We start from the raw sequence: 20188 nt of genomic DNA, 5'->3' as shown, positions 1-20188 counted from the left end.
GCGCCACCGCGCCGTGCCGATCTCGGGCCCGACATGAAGGTCCACGACGCCTGACGGTCTGCGAGAATGGCGTCATGAGTTCTTCCGCACCGACTGCCCCCACGACCACCCTGCCCTACAAGGTGGCCGACCTGTCGCTCGCCGAGGCCGGCCGACACCAGCTCCGCCTCGCCGAGAACGAGATGCCCGGCCTGATGGCCCTCCGCGAGGAGTTCGGCGCGAGCCAGCCGCTCGCCGGTGCCCGCATCGCCGGTTCGCTGCACATGACGGTGCAGACCGCGGTGCTCATCGAGACACTCGTCGCGCTCGGTGCCCAGGTGCGCTGGGCGAGCTGCAACATCTTCTCGACCCAGGACGAGGCGGCGGCGGCCGTCGCCGTCGGTCCGCACGGGACCGTCGAGGCACCGGCCGGCGTGCCGGTCTTCGCTTGGAAGGGCGAGACGCTCGAAGAGTACTGGTGGTGCACCGAGCAGATCTTCGACTGGTCGACCGAGGCCGCCACGGCCGGAGCCGAGTGGACCGGACCCAACCTCATCCTCGACGACGGCGGCGACGCGAGCATGCTCGTCCACCAGGGCCGTCGGTTCGAGCTGGCCGGAGCGGTCCCCGACACGACCGACGCCGACAGCCACGAGTACAGCATCGTCCTCGACGTGCTCCGTCGTTCGCTCGCCGGCAGCAGCGACCGTTGGACGAAGGTCGCCGCCGACATCCTCGGCGTGACCGAGGAGACCACCACCGGTGTCCACCGCCTCTACGAGCTGGCGAAGCAGGGTGAGCTGCTGTTCCCCGCGATCAACGTGAACGACTCGGTCACGAAGAGCAAGTTCGACAACAAGTACGGCATCCGGCACTCGCTGCCGGACGGCCTCAACCGCGCGACCGACGTGCTCATCGGTGGCAAGGTCGTCTTCGTCGCGGGCTACGGCGACGTCGGCAAGGGTGCAGCTGAGGCCCTCCGCGGCCAGGGCGCTCGGGTCATCGTCTCCGAGGTCGACCCGATCTGCGCCCTCCAGGCGTCGATGGACGGCTTCCAGGTCGCGACCCTCGAGAGCGTCGCCGACCAGGTCGACATCATCGTGACGTGCACCGGCAACTTCAACGTCGTCACCCTCGATCACATCCTCGCGCTCAAGCACCTCGCGATCGTCTCGAACGTCGGGCACTTCGACAACGAGATCGACATGGCCTCGCTCGAGGCGCTCGAGGGCGCCGAGAAGATCGAGATCAAGCCCCAGGTCCACGAGTGGCGCCTCCCCACGGGGCGCAGCGTCCTCGTGCTCAGCGAGGGACGACTCATGAACCTCGGGAACGCGACGGGGCACCCCTCGTTCGTGATGAGCAACTCCTTCACGAACCAGGTGCTCGCACAGCTCGAGCTCTGGACGCGGATCGAGGAGTACCCGATCGGCGTGTACGTGCTGCCGAAGCACCTCGACGAGAAGGTCGCACGCCTGCACCTCGACGCGCTCGGCGTGCAGCTGACGACGCTCACGGGCGAGCAGGCCGACTACATCGGCGTGCCGGTCGAGGGCCCGTACAAGGTCGACCACTACCGCTACTAGGCGGTGCCGCCGGTTCCCCGCCTCAGCGGTCGGGGAACCGGTGCGGCTGACCGCTCAGCACCGGCTGGAGGAGTGACAGGCGCTGACGGGCCGCGAGTTGGGCCTGGTACTCGCGCTCCCGGCGGATGACGGAGACACCGACGAGGAACGCCTCCGGCGGAGCGATCGGCAGCGGCGACACGAATCGGGACACCTCTGCCGCGAGTTCGGCCGCCAATCGGGTCCTCGTGGCCGGGGTGAGCGATCCGGCCTGCTTGAGGAACTGGGTGACGCGCCGCGCCAGCGGATCGGGCAGCCGGGCCACGTCGGCACCGCCGGCCCAGGCCGCGAGCTGCGGTGGGATCATCGCGACGGGCTCCACCACCCGCGGCAGACGCTCACGTTGACTGTAGGTCCCGGCGAGCACGTCGCCGAGGCGCTTCGAGCGAGCACTGAGCAGGCCGGTGAGTGCGGCGATGCCACCAGCTGTGGCGTAGATCTCGAAGTACCCGGTGAGGGCACGGATGAACGCGTGCCGGAAGCCGGGTGCACCCCCGTCGTCCCGGACGATGCGGGCACCGACCACGAGTCTGCCGAGCGACCGTCCGCGGGTGGCGATCTCGACCGCTGCCGGCAGGACGACGAGGCAGAGCACCGTCAGGCCGAGCACGATGGCGGTGAACATCGCGGTGTCCATGGCGACCCCGGACAGGATCCAGGAGAACATCGCGAGCATGAGGCCGACGAACACGAGGATGGACACCACGTAGTCGATGATGGCGCCCGCCGCGCGCAGGATGAATCCGGTGGGCCGCACGTCGAGGGCGACCGCCTCGCCGGTGATCAGCTCGGTGCCGTCGTCCAGCGTCGTCTCGTGCAGCGGGACCCGGGCCGGTTCGGACATGTGCTCCATTCAAGCAGATGCGCGGGGGACCGGCCATGGAGCGCCACCACCGCGTAGCATGGCTGCGATGGACCTCGACGCCTACTCCGCAGCCCACCGCCAGGAATGGGACCGCCTCGACGCGCTCGGCAAGCAGCGGTTCTTCAGCGGGCCGGAGGCCGACGAGCTGATCGACCGCTACCAGGCCGGAGCGACCCAGCTCTCCGCGATCAAGACGACGGCCGGATCGACCCTCGTCGGCGACCGCCTCTCGGTGTCGCTGTCGCGGGCGCGCCTCCGGTTCACCGGGGCCAGCGCGAACGTGTTGTCGAGTGTCCCGCGGTTCTTCGTCCTGGCGCTGCCGGCCGCGCTCTACCGGGTCCGGTGGGTGACCCTCGCCGTCGCGGTCGCGACGGTCGTCATCGCGACCCTGTACGCCGTGTGGATCGCCGGCAACCCGCAGGTCCTCGCGAACCTCGGTACCGACGCCCAGCTCAAGCAGTACGTCGAGGACGACTTCGTCGCCTACTACTCCAACAACCCGGCCGCGAGCTTCGCCGGCCAGGTGTGGACGAACAACGCGTGGATCGCAGCGCAATGCGTCGCGTTCGGCATCAGCGGTGTCTGGGTCCCGTACATCATCGTCACCAACGCCCAGGGGGTCGGGCAGGCCGCAGGGGTCATGTTCGCCTACGGCAAGGGCGACGTGTTCTTCGAGTACATCCTCCCGCACGGCATGCTCGAGCTCACGGCGGTGTTCGTCGCGGCAGCGGCGGGTCTGCGCATCTTCTGGGCCTGGGTGGCACCGGGGCCACGGACGAGGGGCCAGGCGCTTGCCGAGGAGGGCCGAGCGCTGTTCACGATCGCCATCGGGCTGGTGATCGTGCTCTTCGTCTCGGGGCTCGTCGAGGGTTTCGTGACGCCCGCACCGTGGCCGTGGGCGGTCAAGATGCTCATCGGCGGGGGAGCGCTCGCCGCATTCCTGACGCTACATGTGCTGGTGGGGCGGCCGCGCGTACCGCTCGGGCGAGCGCGGTGACCTGGCTGAGTTCGAGGCCGGCGCGAAGCGGATCGTCGCCGGCTGACGGCTACTCGCCGGCTTCGGATCGTGCGCGGCGCTCGGCGTTCCTCGCGTTGACCCGGGCGTTCTCGGCGTTCACCTCGGCGTGGACGGCGCGCTCCTGCACGAGCCAGGCGGGCAGCGTGCGGAGGAGCTCCTGGATCTGTTCGGTGGTCAACGCCTCGGTGATCTCGGCGCGAGCCAGACCGGAGGTCGACACGCCGAGCTTGCGGGCGACGACGTCGCGCGGGTGCGGTCCGTTCTTGCGGAGCTCGACGAGCCAGTCCGCCGGGTTCGCCTGCAGTTCGAGGAACGCCGACCGCGTGATCGGCTCCTCCTGGAACGACGCCGGGGTCGCCGGCAGGTAGACCCCGAGCTTCTTCGCCGCGGTCGCCGGTTTCATGATCTGTTCGCTCGCACCCATCCGCTCAGCGTACCTCGCTGCGGTGTCCTCGCCCAACCGGCCGGATCACCCGTCGACTGAGCTGCAGTAGTGTGGCAAGCCGAGCAGTGGAGGCTTCGATGGACAGGCAGGACGACCAGGTCGACGGGATCGAGGTCGGCGACGACGGGATCGGTGCCGACACGGTGCCGGAGATCGTCCCGCCGGCGCTGACCGTCGCCTACGCGCGCGGCGTGAACCCGGGGAAGTGGGCGCGCATCTGGAGCGAGCGCCGTCCGGACGACGAACTCCGCCTGATCCGAGTGGACCTCGACGAGCAGCGAGCGGTCCTGGCCTCCGGTGCGGCGGACGTCGTGCTCGCCCGGGTCCCGATCGACCAGGACGGGCTGAACACGATCGCCCTGTTCGAGGAACTCCCCGTCGTCGTCTTCGCCAAGGGCGCTGCACTCGGAGCCGAGGACACGGTCGGGATGGCCGCGCTCGCCGACGAGCAGCTGATCATGACGCCGCTCGTCCTCGAGTGGGCCGAACGTGCCGCCGTGCTCGGGTTCGACGCCCCGGCGGCCCCGTTGACCGACGACCCGGAGGCAGCGGTCGAACTGGCCGCGTCCGAGGTCGGGATCGTCGTGGTCCCGCAGTCGGTCGCGCGACTGCACCAGCGGAAGGACGTGGAGTACCGTCCGATCGTCGGTCTTCCTTCGATCCCGGTCGTGCTGGTCTGGCCGCAGGACCGCGAGGACGAAGCCGTGGAGGAGTTCATCGGCATCGTGCGCGGACGCACGGCCAACAGCTCGCGACGGTCCGCCCCGACCGAGCAGGCCGCCGCTCCTGCACCGCAGCAGGCCGCGAGACGACGGAAGGCGCCGAAGGCCGGTTCGACCCAGGGCACCGCCGCCGGGACGAGCCGAGGCGCCCAGCTCGCCGCGCGCAAGGCCAAGCAGGAGGAGCTCGCCCGGGAACGCCGCAAGAAGCGTAAGGGCCGCTGACCCGTCGATCCGGTTCCGGCCGGCACTCGGAGGAAGCCGCTCGATCGGCGACGGATCGGGCTAGAGCCGACCGGAGGCCTTGAGCGCGATGTAGGCGTCGGCGAGCGCCGGGGGCAGGGTCTCCGGCGAACCGGTGACGACGTCGGCCCCGAGCTGTCTGATCGCCGCCGACACGCGTTCGATGTCCAGCAGGGCGCGTTCGGCCGCAGCGGCGCGGTAGACGGTCTCGCGGTCGCCGCGGTCGCGCGTGGCCTCGAGGGTCGCCGGGTCGACGACGCTCGTCACGACGACCGTGTGGCGCTGCGTGAGCTGGGGGAGGACGGCGAGGAGCCCGCGCGCGGCCCCGGGGGCGTCGATCGAGGTCTGCAGGACGACGAGGGCGCGCTGGTTCGTGATCTGCCTGACCTGGCCGGGGACGGCGTCCCAGTCGGTCTCGATGAGTTCCGGGTCGACGAGCGCCATCGCATCGACCATCCTGGAGAGGAGTTCGGCGCCGGTCGCCCCCTGGACGCGACCACGCACGCGACGGTCGTAGGCGAGATAGTCGATGCGGTCGCCTGCTCTCGTGGCGAGCGCGGCCAGGAGGAGCGCGGCTTCGAACGCGGTGTCGATGCGCGGCTCGTCGGCGATGCGCGCGGCGGAGGTGCGGCCGGTGTCGGTGACGATGACGACCCGGCGGTCGCGCTCGGGCCGCCAGGTGCGGATCATGACGTCGCCGCGTCGTGCCGTGGCACGCCAGTCGATCGAACGGACGTCATCACCTCGCACGTATTCGCGGAGGGAGTCGAACTCGGTGCCCTGACCGCGGACCATGACGCTCGTCGCGCCGTCGAGCTCGCGGAGGCGTGCGATCCGGCTCGGGAGGTGCTTCCGGGAGTTGAACGCCGGCAGGACCCGGAGGTGCCCGGCGCTGTTCAGCGTCGCCTGTCGAGCCAGGAGACCGAGCGGACCGAACGACCGCACCGTGACCTGGGACACCCGTCGCTCGCCCCGACGGAACGGGGTGAGCACCAGGCTGACGCTCCGCCGCTCACCGGGCGGGAGGTCGACGCGGAGTCGCTCGGCGGGCGCGCCGGCGGACGGCTGCCAGGCGTCGCGCACCAGCGCCCGGACGCGGCGACCTCCGCGGTTGGTGAGGAAGAGGGTGCTCGTCGCCGAGTCACCGAGCCGGACCCGGGACGGCAGCTGCCGTTGCAGGACGATGTCCCGAGGCGAACCGGCGACCACGAGGTCGACCGCTCCGAGCGCGGCGGCGAGCACGAGCCACGCGATGAACGCCGGAGCCGCGTCGCCCGTGAGCACGCCGAGCACCACGATCGGCACGATGCCGAACGCGACGAGCGCGACGAACCTCCCGGTGACGGCCATCTAGATGGGCACCTGCACCTGCTGCATGATCGAACGCAGGATCGCGTCGACCGAGACACCCTCGAGCTCGGCCTCGGGCCGCAGCTGCATGCGGTGGCGCCACACCGGGAGGACCATCGTCTGCACGTGGTCGGGGGTGATCGACTGGTAGCCGCTCAGCCAGGCCCAGGCCTTCGCCGACGCGAGGAGGGCGGTCGTCCCTCGAGGGCTGACCCCGAGCCGGACGGACGGGCTGCGCCGAGTGGCGCGCGCGAGGTCGACGATGTAGGCGAGGACGTCGGCGCTGGCACCCACGCGTCCGACCTCGAGCTGCGCCGCCCGCAGATCGGCCGCGCCCATGACCGGCCTGACACCCGCAGCCGTGAGGTCGCGCGGGCTGAACCCGGCGGAATGCCGACGGAGCACCTCCACCTCGACGTCGCGTTCGGGCACGTCGAGGACGAGCTTCAGCAGGAAGCGGTCGAGCTGCGCCTCGGGGAGCGTGTAGGTGCCCTCGTACTCGATCGGGTTCTGCGTGGCGGCCACGATGAACGGGTCCGGGAGTGGGAGCGAACGGCCGTCGACGCTGACCTGGCGCTCCTCCATCGCCTCCAGCAGGGCGGACTGGGTCTTCGGGGGTGTGCGGTTGATCTCGTCGGCGAGCAGGATGTTCGTGAACACCGGGCCCTCGCGGAACTCGAACTCGCCGGTCTTGGCGTCGTAGACGAGCGAGCCCGGTGACGTCGCCGGGCATGAGGTCGGGCGTGAACTGCACGCGCTTCGTGTCCAGACTCAGCGCGTGGCTGAGCGAGCGGACGAGGAGCGTCTTCGCGACGCCGGGCACACCCTCGAGGAGCGCGTGGCCCTTGGCGAGAAGCGCGATGACGAGCCCGGTGACGGCGGCGTCCTGACCCACGACGGCCTTGCCGACCTCGACCCGGACCTGGGCGAGTGCTCGCCGGAGGTCGTCGGGGTTCGGTGCGGTGGATCCTGGCACGGGGGCGTCGGTCATGGATGGTTCCTTCCGGTGAGGTCCGTGGCGCGCGCGACGGCGGCTTCGAGATCGAGCAGGTGATCGGACAGGGAGACGAGGTCGGCGTCGCTCGTCGGTACGGCGTCGAGCAGGACGGACCGCACGTGCCGAGGGTCGAGTCCGGCGAGCCCGGCGACCGTGTCGGCGACCTCGACGACCGAGGCGTGGCGGGAGAGGCCTGCGGCGACCGCGAGGCGGGACACGGTGCCGATCCGCAGTGCGTCGAGCGCCCGCTGACGGTTGCCGGACCGCTGGTAGAGGCGTGCGCGCCCCTCCATCGTCTCGCTCGCGCGGACCGCGACGGGCAGGTCCTCGATGACGAGCGGGCCGAAGCGTCGTCCGCGCCAGAACATGGCCAGGATCGCCGTGACGACGACGGTGCCGGTGACTCCGGCGACCCAGCTCGGCGTCAGCTCGTCGAGGCTCGGGGGACCGGTGACCGGCACGTCGGCGAGGCTCGGCAGGTACCAGACCAACTGCTCGGTGGAGCCGAGCAGGCCGAGCGCGAGGGCGGCGTTCCCCGCACGGTCGATGACATCGTTCGTCAGGGCGTCGGCCGAGCCGAGCAGCACCCGTGCGCCGTCCGCCTGCGTCACGACCGCGCTCCCGCCGCCGTCGGCGGTGAAACAGCGCTCGGCGTCGGCGTCGGTGGTCGTGTACAGGGTCCAGCCACCGGTGACCGTCCCCGCCCGCTCGGCGGTGGGGTCGCCGCAGTCGGACGACAGGACGTCGGCGGTGTCCGAGCTGCCCGCGAACGAGACGCCGGGGAACAGGGTGCGGAGCGCCGCGGCCCGGGGGGTGACGACGACGAGTCCGGCGTCGGCGTCGCTCAACCGCTCGAGCTGCGAGGCGTCGAGCAGTCCGCTGGGATCGAACAGGAGGACGGTGCTGTCGGTGTCCTCGACCGCCTCGAGCGTCGCGTCGAGCGAGGTGGTCTCCGTCACGGTGACGCCCTCCTGGCGGAGCACCTGCGCGAGCGCGCGTCCGCCGTTCGGGGTCTGGTTGCCCGGGCTGAGCAAGGCTGCGTCGATCGACGCGCCTCGCGTCGCGAACATGAGCACGAGGGCGATCCCGACCGCGAAGACCGCCGCGACGATCCAGAACCGGTTCCGTCGCAGCCGGGTTCGCAGCCGAGGCGTGGCGACGTCGGGCTCGGGCTCCCGCTGCACCGTGGGCTTCATCGTGAGCGTCACCGGACCAGCTCCTCGGGGTCGGCGAGCAGCTGCGGCGCGGCGGCGGAGAGCCGTGCGTCGAGCGCTTCGAGCTCACGGTACTGTGCCTCGGTGCCCGTCGCCTCGAGGTAGCGGACGGCGTCGAAGACGTCCGCGGCCTCCGCGAGCGCCCGCCCGTCCTGCGGGAACGCGGCCGCCGCCCGGGCGGCGAAACCGTGCGCCGTCGTGCCGGGGGTGACCACGACGATCGTCCGCTCGGACAGTCCGCGAGCGATCGCCCGGTACAGCTCCTGGAGCGCGAGGGTCCAGTCGCCGGCCGCGGCGGCGGTCCTCGCGTCCTGGCGCAACCGATCGGCGGTCCGATCGTCGCGTTCGCCGAAGAGGTCGAGCTGACGGGCGCTCCGCCGGTTGAGGCGGGGGACGCCCCACACGATGAACGCGATGACGATCCCGACGACGACCACGGTCATCGCGATGATCGGGAACAGGCCGGTGAACGGGCCCTCACCCGGCACCCGGAGGGAGTTCACCCAGTCCCAGAACGCCTTCGACACGATGTCCCACAACGACGGTTGCGCTGTCTGGTACTCGGGCTTCGACAGCTCACGCTGCAGGAGGTCCCGGGCGCCCGGTGCATCAGGGACGAGCGGGACGTCGAGGCGCGACGCGAGGAACAGCGGGCTCATCGGGTCGCTTTGCCTCCGGCGGCGGCGACGTCGAAGGGGTTGTCGACCGTCTCGCGACCGCCGGCGCGCGCCTCGACGAACCGCGCGAGGTCGAGGTCGAGCCCCTCCTTGCGCATCCGCAGGTCCACATAGATGACCGCCGACGTGGCACTGATGACGACGACCGTGATCGCACCGATGATGACGGAGACGAGCAGTGACAGGCCCTGCGCGGCGATGGTGGCGACGATCATGGTCGCCTCCGAGTCCACCCCGACGAACAGCACGGGGACGAGACTCGCGAGCAGGCTGATCGGGGTCGCGACGACCTGCGACGCGACACTGACGACCGAGGAGACGAGGAACTGGACGCCGAAGGTCCGCCAGAAATAGCCGTCGGTCAGGCGCCAGGAGCGAGCGAGCGAGGCGAAGACCTTGCCGTTCTCGAGGACGATGATGCTCGGTGTGAGGGAGAACTTCGTCCCGAGCCACACGGAAGCGGCGATCAGGACGAGCAGTGCGCCGATGCCCATGACCACCGTCAGGGCCACGCCCGCGGTCCCGCCGAGACCGGTCAGCACGAATCCGAGGCCAACCGCGACGGCGATGAACACCGTCACGACACCGATCAGGAGGAAGGTGTAGCCGATGAGCGGCAGGAACCGCGCCTTCGTGCGTCGCCAGAGCACGCCGAGCGGCAACTTCTCGCCGAGGGTGCCGCGAGCGACCTCTTGCGCGATGATGCCCTGCAGGATCGCGCTGCCGGCGATCGAGACCGCCACCGGGATCAGGAAGGACAGGATGATGGCCGTGATCGCCCCGGCGCTGATGGCGTCCTCCTCGCCGGGGGCCGCCTGCGACAGCCGGCTCAACGAGAGCCAGGTGACGACGCCGACGATGACGAGGGAGAGGACGGCGGTGAGACCCTGCAGGAGGAGGGCGCTCCCGAACGTCGCCTTCGGGTTGCGTCGCAGCACGAGGAAGGGGGCGCCGAACAGGTCGCTGAAGGACAGCGGCCGGAGCGGGATGAGCCCCGGCTTCGGCGGCGGTGCCCATCCCTGCTGGGGACCCGGGGCCCAGGACGCACCGGTCGCGTACGGGTTCGCGTCGTAGGCGGCGGTCGGAGCCGAGGGAGGGGTCCCGTACCCGGGCTGCTGAGCCTGGGGGTACGGCTGGGTGTACTGGGGCGGGATCTGCTGCGGATACGGCTGCTGGCCGTATCCCGGCTGTGGGTACCCCGCCTGCGCCGGATACCGGCTGCTGCGGTATCTGCTGCGCGCGTGGGTATCCCTGCTGCGGCGGGTACCCGGGCTGCTGTGGGGCTCCCTGCGGCGGCAGCGGCGGATAGCCGGGCTGCTGTGGATACCCCTGCTGCGGTGGCAGCGGCTGCGGTGTCGCCTGCTCCGGCGCCACCGGCTGCTCGTGGCCCCTGCGGGGTCGCCCACGGGTTCGGATCCTGATCGCCCATCTCGCCCCCGGCTCGCTGTTCCGTGTCCATCAGCAACACCCCCTCGCCGTCTCGAACCCCTCCATGTTGTCACACCGAGCCTGCCCGCGACCGGCGGTTCGGCGGTTCTCCTGGACACTTCGACTACGCTGAGGCGAGACGTAAGGACACCGGTCAGGCAGCGCGGCCGGCCGGTCACACCCGAGACGGAGCTATGAACGCACGCATTCTCGTCGTCGACGACGACACCGCACTCGCCGAGATGATCGGCATCGTGCTGCGCACCGAGGGCTTCGAGCCGTCGTTCTGCGCGGACGGGGGCGGCGCGCTCCAGGCGTTCCGCGACACCAAGCCCGACCTCGTCCTCCTCGACCTCATGCTCCCGGGGATCGACGGGATCGAGGTGTGCCGCCTGATCCGTCAGGAGTCCGGTGTCCCGGTCATCATGCTGACCGCGAAGTCCGACACCGCGGACGTGGTGAAGGGGCTCGAGTCCGGCGCCGACGACTACATGGTGAAGCCGTTCAACCCGAAGGAGCTCGTCGCCCGGATCCGCACGCGGCTGCGCGCGCCGGCCGCCGACCTCGCGGAGACCCTCCGCATCGGCGACCTCACCGTGGACGTCGCGGGCCACGAGGTCCGTCGCGCCGACGGGGTCATCGGGCTCACGCCGCTGGAGTTCGACCTCCTCCTCGCACTGGCGAGCAAACCCCAGCAGGTGTTCACCCGCGAGATGCTGCTCGAACAGGTCTGGGGATACCACTACAAGGCCGACACCCGACTCGTGAACGTCCACGTGCAGCGGCTCCGCGCGAAGGTCGAGGAAGACCCCGACAACCCGAAGATCGTCATGACGGTGCGTGGCGTCGGATACCGCGCCGGCGCGGTCACCGGCTGATCCGACATGGCCTCCCGACTCGCCGGCTGGGCGGCCGACTGGCGGCTGTGGCGGAGGTGGCCGCAGCAGGTGCGCTCGCAGTGGCGGCGCTCGCTGCAGTTCCGGACGGTCGCCATCACGGTCGGCCTCTCGGGACTCGCCATCCTCCTGACCGGTGCCTACCTCTCGTTCAGCATCGGCAACGATCTCTTCCAATCCCGACTGCAGCAGGCGCTCGGCGGCTCCGGTCGTGCCATCGCGTCCGCGCAGAGCATCCTCGACGCGTCCGACGCCAGCGAGCGCGTCGCCCTCCAGCAGCTCATGGGGACCGTCCGGACCGATCTCCAGACGACCTCCGGCAGCAGTCTCATCGCCGCCTACCGGGCGCCCGGGCAGGACCCCAGTCAGGTCACGCCTCCGGGCTTCGAGTCGCCGGGGCTGGGAGGGGGCGTCATCTCGGACGCGCTCAGCGAGGCGGTCCGGGCCGACCCGGACACCCTCCAGTGGCAGTCGGTGACCCTCACGGCCGCCGACGGCTCGACCACCGCCGGCATCGTCGTCGGTTCCATGGTGTCGATGCCGACCGCGGGGTCATACGAGATCTACCTGGGTTACGACCTGAGCGACTCGGAGCAGACGCTCGGCTTCGTCCAACGGACCCTCTTCCTCGCGGGCGTCGGCCTCATGATCCTCGTCGGTGGTGCCGCGTGGTTCATCGTCCGCTTCGTCGCGACACCGATCCGGTTCGCCGCCGAGACGAGTCAACGTCTGGCCGGCGGCGACCTGGACGTGCGGATGCCCGAGAAGGGCGAGGACGAGCTCGCCATCCTCGCCCGCTCCTTCAACGGGATGGCCGCCAGCATGCAGAAGCAGATCAAGGAACTCGCGGACCTCTCGCTCGTGCAGCAGCGGTTCGTGTCGGACGTCTCACACGAGCTGCGCACACCTCTGACGACCATCCGCCTGGCCGGCGACGTGCTCTACGACCAGCGCGACTCCTTCCCACCGGCCACCGAGCGGACGGCCGAGCTCCTCCACGATCAGGTCGGGCGGTTCGAGATCCTGCTGGCCGATCTGCTGGAGATCAGCCGCTACGACGCCGGGAGCATCGAACTCGAACTGGAACCGACGAGTCTCGTCCATCTCGCGGAGGAGGTCGTGGAGGAGCTCCGACCGCTCGCGGAGCCGACCGGTTCGGACCTCCGGATCGTCGCACCGGGTGGCTACTCGGCGGTCCCGATGGACCCGAGGCGGATCCGGCGGATCGTGCGCAACCTCGTCGGCAACGCCATCGAGCACGGCGAGGGCAAACCGATCGTGGTGTCGGTGGACAGCAACGAGTCCTCGGTCGCGATCGCGGTGCGCGACTACGGCCAGGGCATGACGCGTGAGGCCACCGAGCGCGTGTTCGACCGCTTCTGGCGCGCGGACCCGTCCCGCAAGCGCACCATCGGCGGCACCGGGCTCGGACTCGCGATCTCCCTCGAGGACGCGGTCCTGCACGAGGGGTGGCTGGAGGTCTGGTCGGAGCCCGCCGCCGGCTCGTCCTTCCGCCTCACCATCCCACGCGAACCCGGGACGGAGATCGTCCGCTCGCCCATCAGCCTGCCGCCCGACGATGCGATCGAGTCCATCGTCGACGAGCTCACCGCGCCGACGACCCGCTCACTCCCGACCGTGCGATCGGCCGACGACGACAAGGAGGATGCTCGTGGTTGACGTCCCCGCACGATCGCCGAGACGACGATCCGCAGTACGTCGGATCGCTGCGGCGGCGCTGCCGATGCTCCTCGTGGTGGTGCTCAGCGCCTGCGTGGGCATCCCGCGGGGCGGTTCCGTGCAGGACGGCGGAACGGTCGAGGGGGACGGCGGCGACGTCGACGTCAACTTCATCGCGCCGGGCCCCGCCGAGGGGGCGACGCCGGAGCAGATCCTCCGGGGCTTCATCGACGCCGCCGCGAGCCCGCAGAACAACTACGAGATCGCGCGCGAGTTCCTCGCACCGGCGCTCCGGTCCGACTGGGATCCCGACGCCGGAGTGACCATCGACCAGGGCGGCCGCACGTTCGCCCCGGTCGCCGACACGGTGCAACTCACCGTCAGCCCCGTCGCGGCGGTCGACGACCGGGGTGAGTACCGCGAATCGGGGAACTCGTCGCCGCTGAGCTGGACCTACTCCTTCGAGCAGGTGCGGGGGGAGTGGCGGATCGCGGCCGCTCCGCCGGGCATCGTCCTCGAGTCATCGACCTTCGCCGACGTCTTCGCGGCCTACTCACTGAGCTACTTCGACCCGAGTTTCACCCGACTCGTCCCCGACCAGCGTTGGTTCCCCTCGCGGGCGTCGACCGCGACGAGGATCGTGGGGGCGCTGCTCGACGGACCGGCGGAGTGGCTGAAGGGCGCGGTGGCGACGGCGTTCCCCGAGGGGACCTCGCTCACGAGCGACGCCGTTCCGGTCGAGGCCGGGACCGCGCGCGTGGACCTGACCAAACCGGCCCTGCAGGCGGACGCCGTCACGCTCCAGCGGATGCAGCTCCAGCTGAGCAGCAGCCTCGTGCAGCTGTCCGGCAGCGTCGGCGGGGTGGCCGCCGTCTCGAACGTCGCGATCACCGTCGTCGGCAACTCCACGCAGACGGTCTCGCCGCTGTCGCTCGCCGCACCGCGGGTCGACCCCCGGGCGCTCGTCCAGCGCGGGGACGAGTTCGGCTTCGCCTCGGGGAACCGGCTCGAGGCCGTGCCGGGGATCTCGACGGCGGTCGTGGCGGCCGGGGCCGACGCGGCCGTGTTGTCCGCCGACCATGACCAGGCCGCGGTCCGTTCCGCCGCCGGTGTCACGGTGATCCAGGCCGACGGCGACATCCGGCTCGTCGACAACCGCCCGGGACTCCTCCCGCCGACGATGGACCCGTTCGGCTTCACCTGGACCGTGCCGGCGGCGGCGCCGTCCGCGCTGCTCGCGCACGACGCCGCGGGTGGCACGGTGCAGGTCGCGACGAGTTGGACCGGCGCGTCCACGATCGATTCGATCCAGGTGTCCCGGGAGGGTACGCGCCTCGTCGCGCTGCTCCGGGACGGGACGCAGTCGCGGCTCGTGGCCGCCGCGATCATCCGCGGTGACCGGAACGCGCCGTTGCGACTCGGCGATCCCGTCGAGCTCCGCGTCATGTCCACGGAGGCGACGACCGTCACCTGGGTCGACGACATCACCGTCGCCGTCCTGCTGGGCGGCGGTGACGGGACGACGATCGTCACGCAGCAGATCGGCGGCCGCTCCGCGCCCGTGCCGAAGCTCGCGGACGTCACGAACCTGGTCGGGGGCAACGGACCGACGCAACTGCGGGCCCTCACGAGTGACGGTCGGCTGCTGTTGCCCCGTGGGTCGAGCTGGCAGGAGGCGGGCAGCGACGTCCGGTTCATCGCGACCCAGCTGGGGTCGCCCGACTGAGTGAACGCGCTCCACAGCGCGTTCGGAGTGCCGGAGCCGTCTGCGTCTCGGACGATGCGCCACCGGACGCGCCGCGTGGGCGCGACCATCGGATGATGCGATCCTCGTCGAGTCGAAGCACGCCCCTCGCTCATGCCCGCGAGGCCTGCCTGGACGCATGGGCCCTCGTGGTCCCGGTCACGTGCGCCGGATGCGGTGCGCCGGACCGCGGGCTGTGCGACGACTGCCGCGGGCGTCTGGTCCGACCGGCGGCCCCCGACGACGACGCCCACTTCGTGCGGTGGAACGGTGCGGACGGCACCCCCGGTCTCGCCGCCCGTCGCTACGACGAGTTCGTCGGCGCCATCCTCCTCGCCTACAAGGAGGATGCCCGGACCGGCCTCGTCCGACCGCTGGCCGCCGCACTCGAACCGGCGTTCCGGTCCGCCGTGCTCGAGGCGAGCCGGGCGATGGGCGGCGTCTCGCCGGAGATCGCGACGATCCCGGCCAGACGACGCGCCGCCCGCGATCGGGGCTTCCACCCGGTGGAGCAGCTCGTGCGCCGGCTCGGCGCCAGACCGTCGCGCCCGCTGCGATGGGCGCGGGAGCCCGCCGACCAGCGGGACTTCGGCCGGGCGGAGCGTCTCGAGAACCTCGCCGAGGCCCTGGTCGCGCCACGGCGGCTCGACGGGCGCCGCTTCCTGCTCGTGGAGGACGTCGTCACGACGGGCGCCACCGTCGGGGAAGCGGTCCGGGCGATGCACGACGGCGGTGGCCTCGTCGTCGGTGTCGTGGCCCTCGCCAGGGTCGGACCGTGAACGGACGGCGGGTCACGAGGCCGGAAGATGAACGTTCCCTGAACACCGCTGATGACTTCCGCAGGCTCGGGCACTACGGTTGCAGAACGGCGTGAAAGGACCGCCCGGGACCGGGTGGTCAGCCGGATGAGGAGGTCGAACGTGGATATCAACATCGTCGGACTTGGACTCGGCATCACCGATCGGTTCCGCGAGTACGCGACCGAGAAGGCGGAGAAGGTCGCCCATCTGGTCGAGCAGGCGCAGTCGCTCGACATCAAGGTGTCCCGCCATCACGACGCCAACGGACGCAAGGGCGAGGACCGCGTCGAGCTGACGCTCGTCGGCCCCGGACCATTGGTCCGTGCGGAGTCGACCGGCTCCGACAAGTACGTGGCCTTCGATCTCGCGATCGCGCGGATGCTCGAGCGCGTCCGCCGCTCGAAGGACCGCAAGAAGGAGCACCGCGGCAAGCACCGCACCTCCCTGCACGCCGCCAGCAGCGAGGGGTTCAGCGGCGTCGACATCACTCCTGCCGCGCCGGAGCTGCTCGAGCAGGTCGCGACCGGCAGCGTCGCGACGCTGACCCACGAGGACGAGGAGCAGGAGGCGTACTCGCCCGTCGTCATCCGCACGAAGGAGTTCCCCGCGGAGTGGATGAGCGTCGAGGACGCCGTCGACCGCATGGAACTCGTCGGCCACGACTTCTTCCTGTTCATCGACGCCTCGTCGGAGCGGGCGAGCGTCGTGTACCGCCGCAAGGGCTGGGACTACGGCGTGATCAGCCTCGAGGACGGCTCGAACTAGCGTCCTGCACCCCGACCGACGCGGTCGCCCGGTTCGCCGGGCGGCCGCGTCGTGGCATGTCGGTGGCGACGTCGAAGACGGCGTCGTGTACCCGCAGGCGTGCCGAGGTCACCTCGAGCCAGTCGAGCTCGGCCAGGGAGCGTCGCCGTCTGGCTTCGAGCCCGATCCACGCGATGTCACCCTGCGGCGTCGGGGGGAGCGTCGACAGATCCTCGTCGAGCTGCTGCACGAGATCGAGCGCCCACGCGCGTTGGACGGCGATGACCCCGAACACGTCGACGCCGTCGAGTGACGCCGCGAGGGCGACCTTGTTCGGGAGTTCGTCTCGCGAAGCGCTCGCCGTGACGGGTGTCGCCCACCAGCGTTCGAGGACGTCGCGCCCGTCGGCGGTGATGCGGTAGAAGACATGCCCCTGCGCATCCACGGCGGCCCGCTCGACGAGCCTGTCCCGCTCGAGACGATCGAGGGTCGCATAGGCCTGGCCGACGTTGAGCGGTGTGTCGGGTGTCGTCCGCCGGTCGAACTCACCGCGCAGACGGTACCCGTAGTCGTCGCCGAGCGCGAGGATCGCGAGCAGACCGTGCTTGACCGACATCGAACCTCCATGAAATACCTACGCCGTAGGTGTCGCCAGCCTAGTGACCCGTCCGTCCCGCGCTGCGGCGGCGCTCCGTCGACATCCGTCCGCCCCTCGATACACAGCGTCCACTCAAGGGACTCCCCGCTAACATGTTCAGAGGACTGCCCCGTTCTGGTGCACCCCGTCCGTCCCGGTCAGTCGACCAGGACGGAGATCAGGAACACGTAATGGAGAGCAATTCGTGGCCTCACCACTTGAGAAGATCCTTCGCGTCGGCGAAGGTCGCATCCTCCGGAAGCTGACCAGCCTCACGAAGGCGGTCAATGCCCTCGAGGACGACTTCACGGAGTTGAGCGACGAGGAGCTGAAGAGCGAGACCGTCGAGCTGCGCGAGCGCTTCGAGAACGGCGAGACCCTCGACGACCTCCTCCCCGAAGCCTTCGCCGCGGTGCGCGAAGCTGCACGCCGCACGATCGGCATGCGCCACTTCGACGTCCAGATCATGGGTGGCGCCGCGCTGCACCTCGGCAACATCGCCGAGATGAAGACCGGTGAGGGCAAGACGCTCGTCGCGACCCTCCCGGCCTACCTCAACGCCATCGCCGGCAAGGGCGTGCACATCGTCACGGTGAACGACTACCTCGCGTCGTACCAGTCGGAGATCATGGGGCGCGTCTTCCGCGCGCTCGGCATGACGACCGGCGTGATCGTCGAGGGTCAGACGCCGGAGCAGCGCCGCGAGCAGTATGCGGCCGACATCACCTACGGCACGAACAACCAGTTCGGGTTCGACTACCTCCGCGACAACATGGCGTGGCAGGCCAAGGACATGGTCCAGCGCGGTCACTTCTTCGCCGTGGTCGACGAGGTCGACTCCATCCTCATCGACGAGGCACGGACCCCGCTCATCATCTCCGGGAAGGCCTCCGGCGAGGCGAACCGCTGGTTCCAGGAGTTCGCCCGGCTCGCGGTGCGACTCGAGCCCGGTGAGGACTTCGAGGTCGACGAGAAGAAGCGCACCGTCGGCGTGCTCGAGCCCGGCATCGAGAAGGTCGAGGACTACCTCGGCATCGACAACCTCTACGAGTCCGCCAACACCCCGCTCATCTCCTTCCTGAACAACGCGATCAAGGCCCGCGCGCTCTTCAAGAAGGACAAGGACTACGTCGTGATGAACGGCGAGGTGCTCATCGTCGACGAGCACACCGGGCGCATCCTGGTCGGACGTCGCTACAACGAGGGCATCCACCAGGCGATCGAGGCCAAGGAGGGCGTGGCCGTCCAGGCCGAGAACCAGACCCTCGCGACCGTGACGCTCCAGAACTACTTCCGTCTCTACGAGAAGCTGTCCGGTATGACCGGTACGGCCGAGACCGAGGCGGCGGAGTTCATGTCGACGTACAAGCTCGGCGTCGTCCCGATCCCGACCAACCGCCCGATGCAGCGCATCGACCAGTCGGACCTCGTGTACAAGAACGAGGAGGCGAAGTTCGCGCAGGTCGTCGAGGACATCGTCGAGCGCCACGAGCAGGGCCAGCCGGTCCTCGTCGGCACGACGAGCGTCGAGAAGAGCGAGTACCTGTCGAGGCTCCTCGCCAAGAAGGGCGTCAAGCACGAGGTCCTCAACGCGAAGAACCACGCGCGTGAGGCCGCGATCATCGCCCAGGCCGGTCGACTCGGCTCGGTCACCGTCGCCACCAACATGGCCGGTCGTGGAACCGACATCATGCTCGGCGGCAACGCCGAGTTCCTCGCCGTCGCGGAGATGAACGCCAAGGGTCTCAGCCCGATCGACACCCCCGAGGAGTACGAGGCCGCGTGGGACGAGGTCTTCACCGAGGTGAAGGCCGCGGTCAAGGAGGAGGCCGACAAGGTCATCGACGCCGGCGGACTCTACGTCCTCGGTACCGAGCGCCACGAGTCGCGCCGCATCGACAACCAGCTGCGCGGTCGCTCCGGCCGTCAGGGCGACCCCGGCGAGAGCCGGTTCTACCTGTCCCTCACCGACGACCTCATGCGCCTCTTCAACGCCGGAGCCGCGGAGAGCCTCATGGGGCGCCAGAACGTGCCGGACGACCTCGCGATCGAGTCGAAGATCGTCAGCCGCGCGATCCGCAGCGCCCAGTCGCAGGTCGAGGCGCGGAACGCGGAGATCCGCAAGAACGTGCTCAAGTACGACGACGTCCTCAACCGGCAGCGCGAGGCGATCTACTCCGACCGCCGCCACATCCTCGAGGGCGACGACCTCCACGATCGCGCACAGCAGTTCCTGGAGAGCGTCGTCGACGACGTCCTCGACGAGCACACCGGCGAGGGCAACGGCGACGACTGGGACTTCGACGCACTCTGGGCCGAGCTGAAGACGCTCTACCCCGTCGGCCTGACGATCGACGAGGTCGTCCAGGAGGCGGGGACGAAGGGGCGGATCAACCGCGACTTCATGCGCCGCGAGATCCTCTCCGACGCCAAGCTCGCGTACACCAACCGCGAGGAGTCGCTCGGTGCCCCGGCGATGCGCGAACTCGAGCGCCGCGTCGTCCTCCAGGTGATCGACCGCCGCTGGCGCGACCACCTGTACGAGATGGACTACCTGAAGGACGGCATCGGTCTGCGGGCCATGGCGCAGCGCGACCCGCTGGTCGAGTACCAGCGCGAGGGCTACGCGATGTTCCAGCAGATGATGGGGCAGATCCGCGAGGAGAGCGTCGGCTTCCTCTTCAACCTCGAGGTCGAGGTCGCCGGCGAGGTCGATGCGGGCACCGCTGCACCGGCGATCACGGCCAAGGGCCTGACACAGGAGACCCCCGACACCGAGAAGCTCAGTTACTCCGCTCCGAGTGAGCAGGGTGGGGTCGAGGTCCGCAACCAGCGCGGGCAGATCGAGAAGGCGGCCACCGAACGCGCACAGCGGCTCCAGCAGACGAACCGTCCCGCCGGCGATGCGGCTGCGGCGACGAAGGCCGCCCCGGCCGCGAAGGCGTCGCGCGGGGCTTTCGGTCAGCAGTCCGAGGCGCCTGCGGCTGCTCCGAGCAACCGTTCGGACCGTCGGAAGCAGGGCAAGAAGAAGTAGGCCCACGCCGGAACGAACGGGAGCCCTCCGGACCATGGTGACATCGGTTCGGAGGGCTCCCGTCTGTCGGTTGCGGGCGGATGTGCAGCGGCG

At 70.3% G+C, this 20188-nt stretch carries 15 protein-coding genes and 2 pseudogenes; 9 read left to right on the top strand and 8 right to left on the bottom strand.

Translation table 11 applies throughout. The features are described from left to right. Positions 1–74 precede the first annotated feature (74 nt). Entirely contained in the window at positions 75–1565 is a 1491-nt protein-coding gene (ahcY, locus tag AC5JOC_RS13660; protein WP_079707263.1) for an adenosylhomocysteinase, read from the top strand. A 22-nt stretch (positions 1566–1587) separates the two neighbouring features. On the opposite strand, the gene AC5JOC_RS13655 is transcribed toward ahcY, so the two are convergent. Continuing rightward, on the bottom strand, positions 1588–2448 hold the full coding sequence (locus AC5JOC_RS13655) for an RDD family protein (protein ID WP_085513390.1): 861 nt from the start codon (positions 2446–2448) through the stop codon (positions 1588–1590). Between the two features lie 67 nt (positions 2449–2515). Between AC5JOC_RS13655 and AC5JOC_RS13650 the strand changes: the two are divergent. Then, positions 2516–3512: pseudogene (locus tag AC5JOC_RS13650) on the top strand (stage II sporulation protein M). A 3-nt stretch (positions 3513–3515) separates the two neighbouring features. On the opposite strand, the gene AC5JOC_RS13645 reads toward AC5JOC_RS13650, so the two are convergent. Next, entirely contained in the window at positions 3516–3911 is a 396-nt protein-coding gene (locus AC5JOC_RS13645; protein ID WP_056012681.1) for a DUF5997 family protein, read from the bottom strand. Between the two features lie 98 nt (positions 3912–4009). On the opposite strand from AC5JOC_RS13645, the gene AC5JOC_RS13640 reads away from it, so the two are divergent. Further along, positions 4010–4876: a LysR family substrate-binding domain-containing protein gene (locus AC5JOC_RS13640; RefSeq protein ID WP_411558604.1), complete on the top strand. Its 867-nt coding sequence runs from the start codon at positions 4010–4012 to the stop codon at positions 4874–4876. 60 nt (positions 4877–4936) lie between these two features. Here AC5JOC_RS13640 and AC5JOC_RS13635 read toward each other — a convergent pair whose 3' ends face one another. The 5 genes and pseudogenes from AC5JOC_RS13635 to AC5JOC_RS13615 all read right to left on the bottom strand — a co-directional run bounded on the left by AC5JOC_RS13635 (position 4937) and on the right by AC5JOC_RS13615 (position 10538). Beyond that, positions 4937–6244: a DUF58 domain-containing protein gene (locus tag AC5JOC_RS13635; RefSeq protein ID WP_494246570.1), complete on the bottom strand. Its 1308-nt coding sequence runs from the start codon at positions 6242–6244 to the stop codon at positions 4937–4939. Further along, positions 6245–7235, bottom strand: a pseudogene (locus AC5JOC_RS13630) (AAA family ATPase). Beyond that, positions 7232–8449 (bottom strand): DUF4350 domain-containing protein, encoded by a 1218-nt coding sequence (locus AC5JOC_RS13625; protein WP_274500750.1) that lies wholly within the window; start codon positions 8447–8449, stop codon positions 7232–7234. The pseudogene AC5JOC_RS13630 and the gene AC5JOC_RS13625 overlap by 4 nt, the downstream one beginning before the upstream one ends. Beyond that, the gene (locus tag AC5JOC_RS13620) at positions 8446–9114 is read right to left on the bottom strand and encodes a DUF4129 domain-containing protein (protein WP_274500751.1); all 669 of its coding nucleotides are present in this window, start codon (positions 9112–9114) and stop codon (positions 8446–8448) included. Before AC5JOC_RS13620 ends, AC5JOC_RS13625 begins: the two co-directional genes overlap by 4 nt. After that, positions 9111–10538 carry a DUF7847 domain-containing protein gene (locus AC5JOC_RS13615; protein ID WP_494246569.1) on the bottom strand — a complete coding sequence of 476 codons (1428 nt, stop codon included), beginning with the start codon at positions 10536–10538 and terminating at the stop codon, positions 9111–9113. Before AC5JOC_RS13615 ends, AC5JOC_RS13620 begins: the two co-directional genes overlap by 4 nt. 216 nt (positions 10539–10754) lie before the next feature. Between AC5JOC_RS13615 and mtrA the strand changes: the two genes are divergently transcribed. The 5 genes from mtrA (at position 10755) to hpf (ending at position 16445) form a co-directional block, all read left to right on the top strand. Continuing rightward, positions 10755–11438 (top strand): MtrAB system response regulator MtrA, encoded by a 684-nt coding sequence (gene mtrA, locus AC5JOC_RS13610; RefSeq protein WP_064295232.1) that lies wholly within the window; start codon positions 10755–10757, stop codon positions 11436–11438. A 6-nt stretch (positions 11439–11444) separates the two neighbouring features. Beyond that, entirely contained in the window at positions 11445–13136 is a 1692-nt protein-coding gene (gene mtrB / locus AC5JOC_RS13605) for an MtrAB system histidine kinase MtrB (RefSeq protein WP_079707256.1), read from the top strand. Further along, a complete protein-coding gene (locus AC5JOC_RS13600; protein ID WP_159879333.1) occupies positions 13129–14862 on the top strand; it encodes an LpqB family beta-propeller domain-containing protein in 1734 nt (577 codons plus the stop codon). Before mtrB ends, AC5JOC_RS13600 begins: the two co-directional genes overlap by 8 nt. A gap of 167 nt (positions 14863–15029) precedes the next feature. Beyond that, on the top strand, positions 15030–15659 hold the full coding sequence (locus AC5JOC_RS13595; protein WP_494246568.1) for a ComF family protein: 630 nt from the start codon (positions 15030–15032) through the stop codon (positions 15657–15659). 141 nt (positions 15660–15800) lie between these two features. Beyond that, positions 15801–16445: a ribosome hibernation-promoting factor, HPF/YfiA family gene (gene hpf / locus AC5JOC_RS13590; RefSeq protein WP_064295235.1), complete on the top strand. Its 645-nt coding sequence runs from the start codon at positions 15801–15803 to the stop codon at positions 16443–16445. Here hpf and AC5JOC_RS13585 read toward each other — a convergent pair. Further along, positions 16420–17040, bottom strand: coding sequence for a PadR family transcriptional regulator (locus AC5JOC_RS13585; protein ID WP_079707253.1), 621 nt, complete (start codon positions 17038–17040; stop codon positions 16420–16422). The two genes, hpf and AC5JOC_RS13585, sit on opposite strands and share 26 nt — an antisense overlap. A 226-nt stretch (positions 17041–17266) precedes the next feature. Between AC5JOC_RS13585 and secA the strand changes: the two genes are divergently transcribed. Continuing rightward, positions 17267–20095 carry a preprotein translocase subunit SecA gene (gene secA / locus AC5JOC_RS13580; protein ID WP_494246567.1) on the top strand — a complete coding sequence of 943 codons (2829 nt, stop codon included), beginning with the start codon at positions 17267–17269 and terminating at the stop codon, positions 20093–20095. Positions 20096–20188 lie beyond the last annotated feature (93 nt).

The sequence above is a fragment of the Plantibacter sp. genome, from assembly GCF_059073635.1.
The sequence above is the reverse complement of the archived record's forward strand: the minus strand, read 5'-3'. Positions and strand labels throughout refer to the sequence as shown.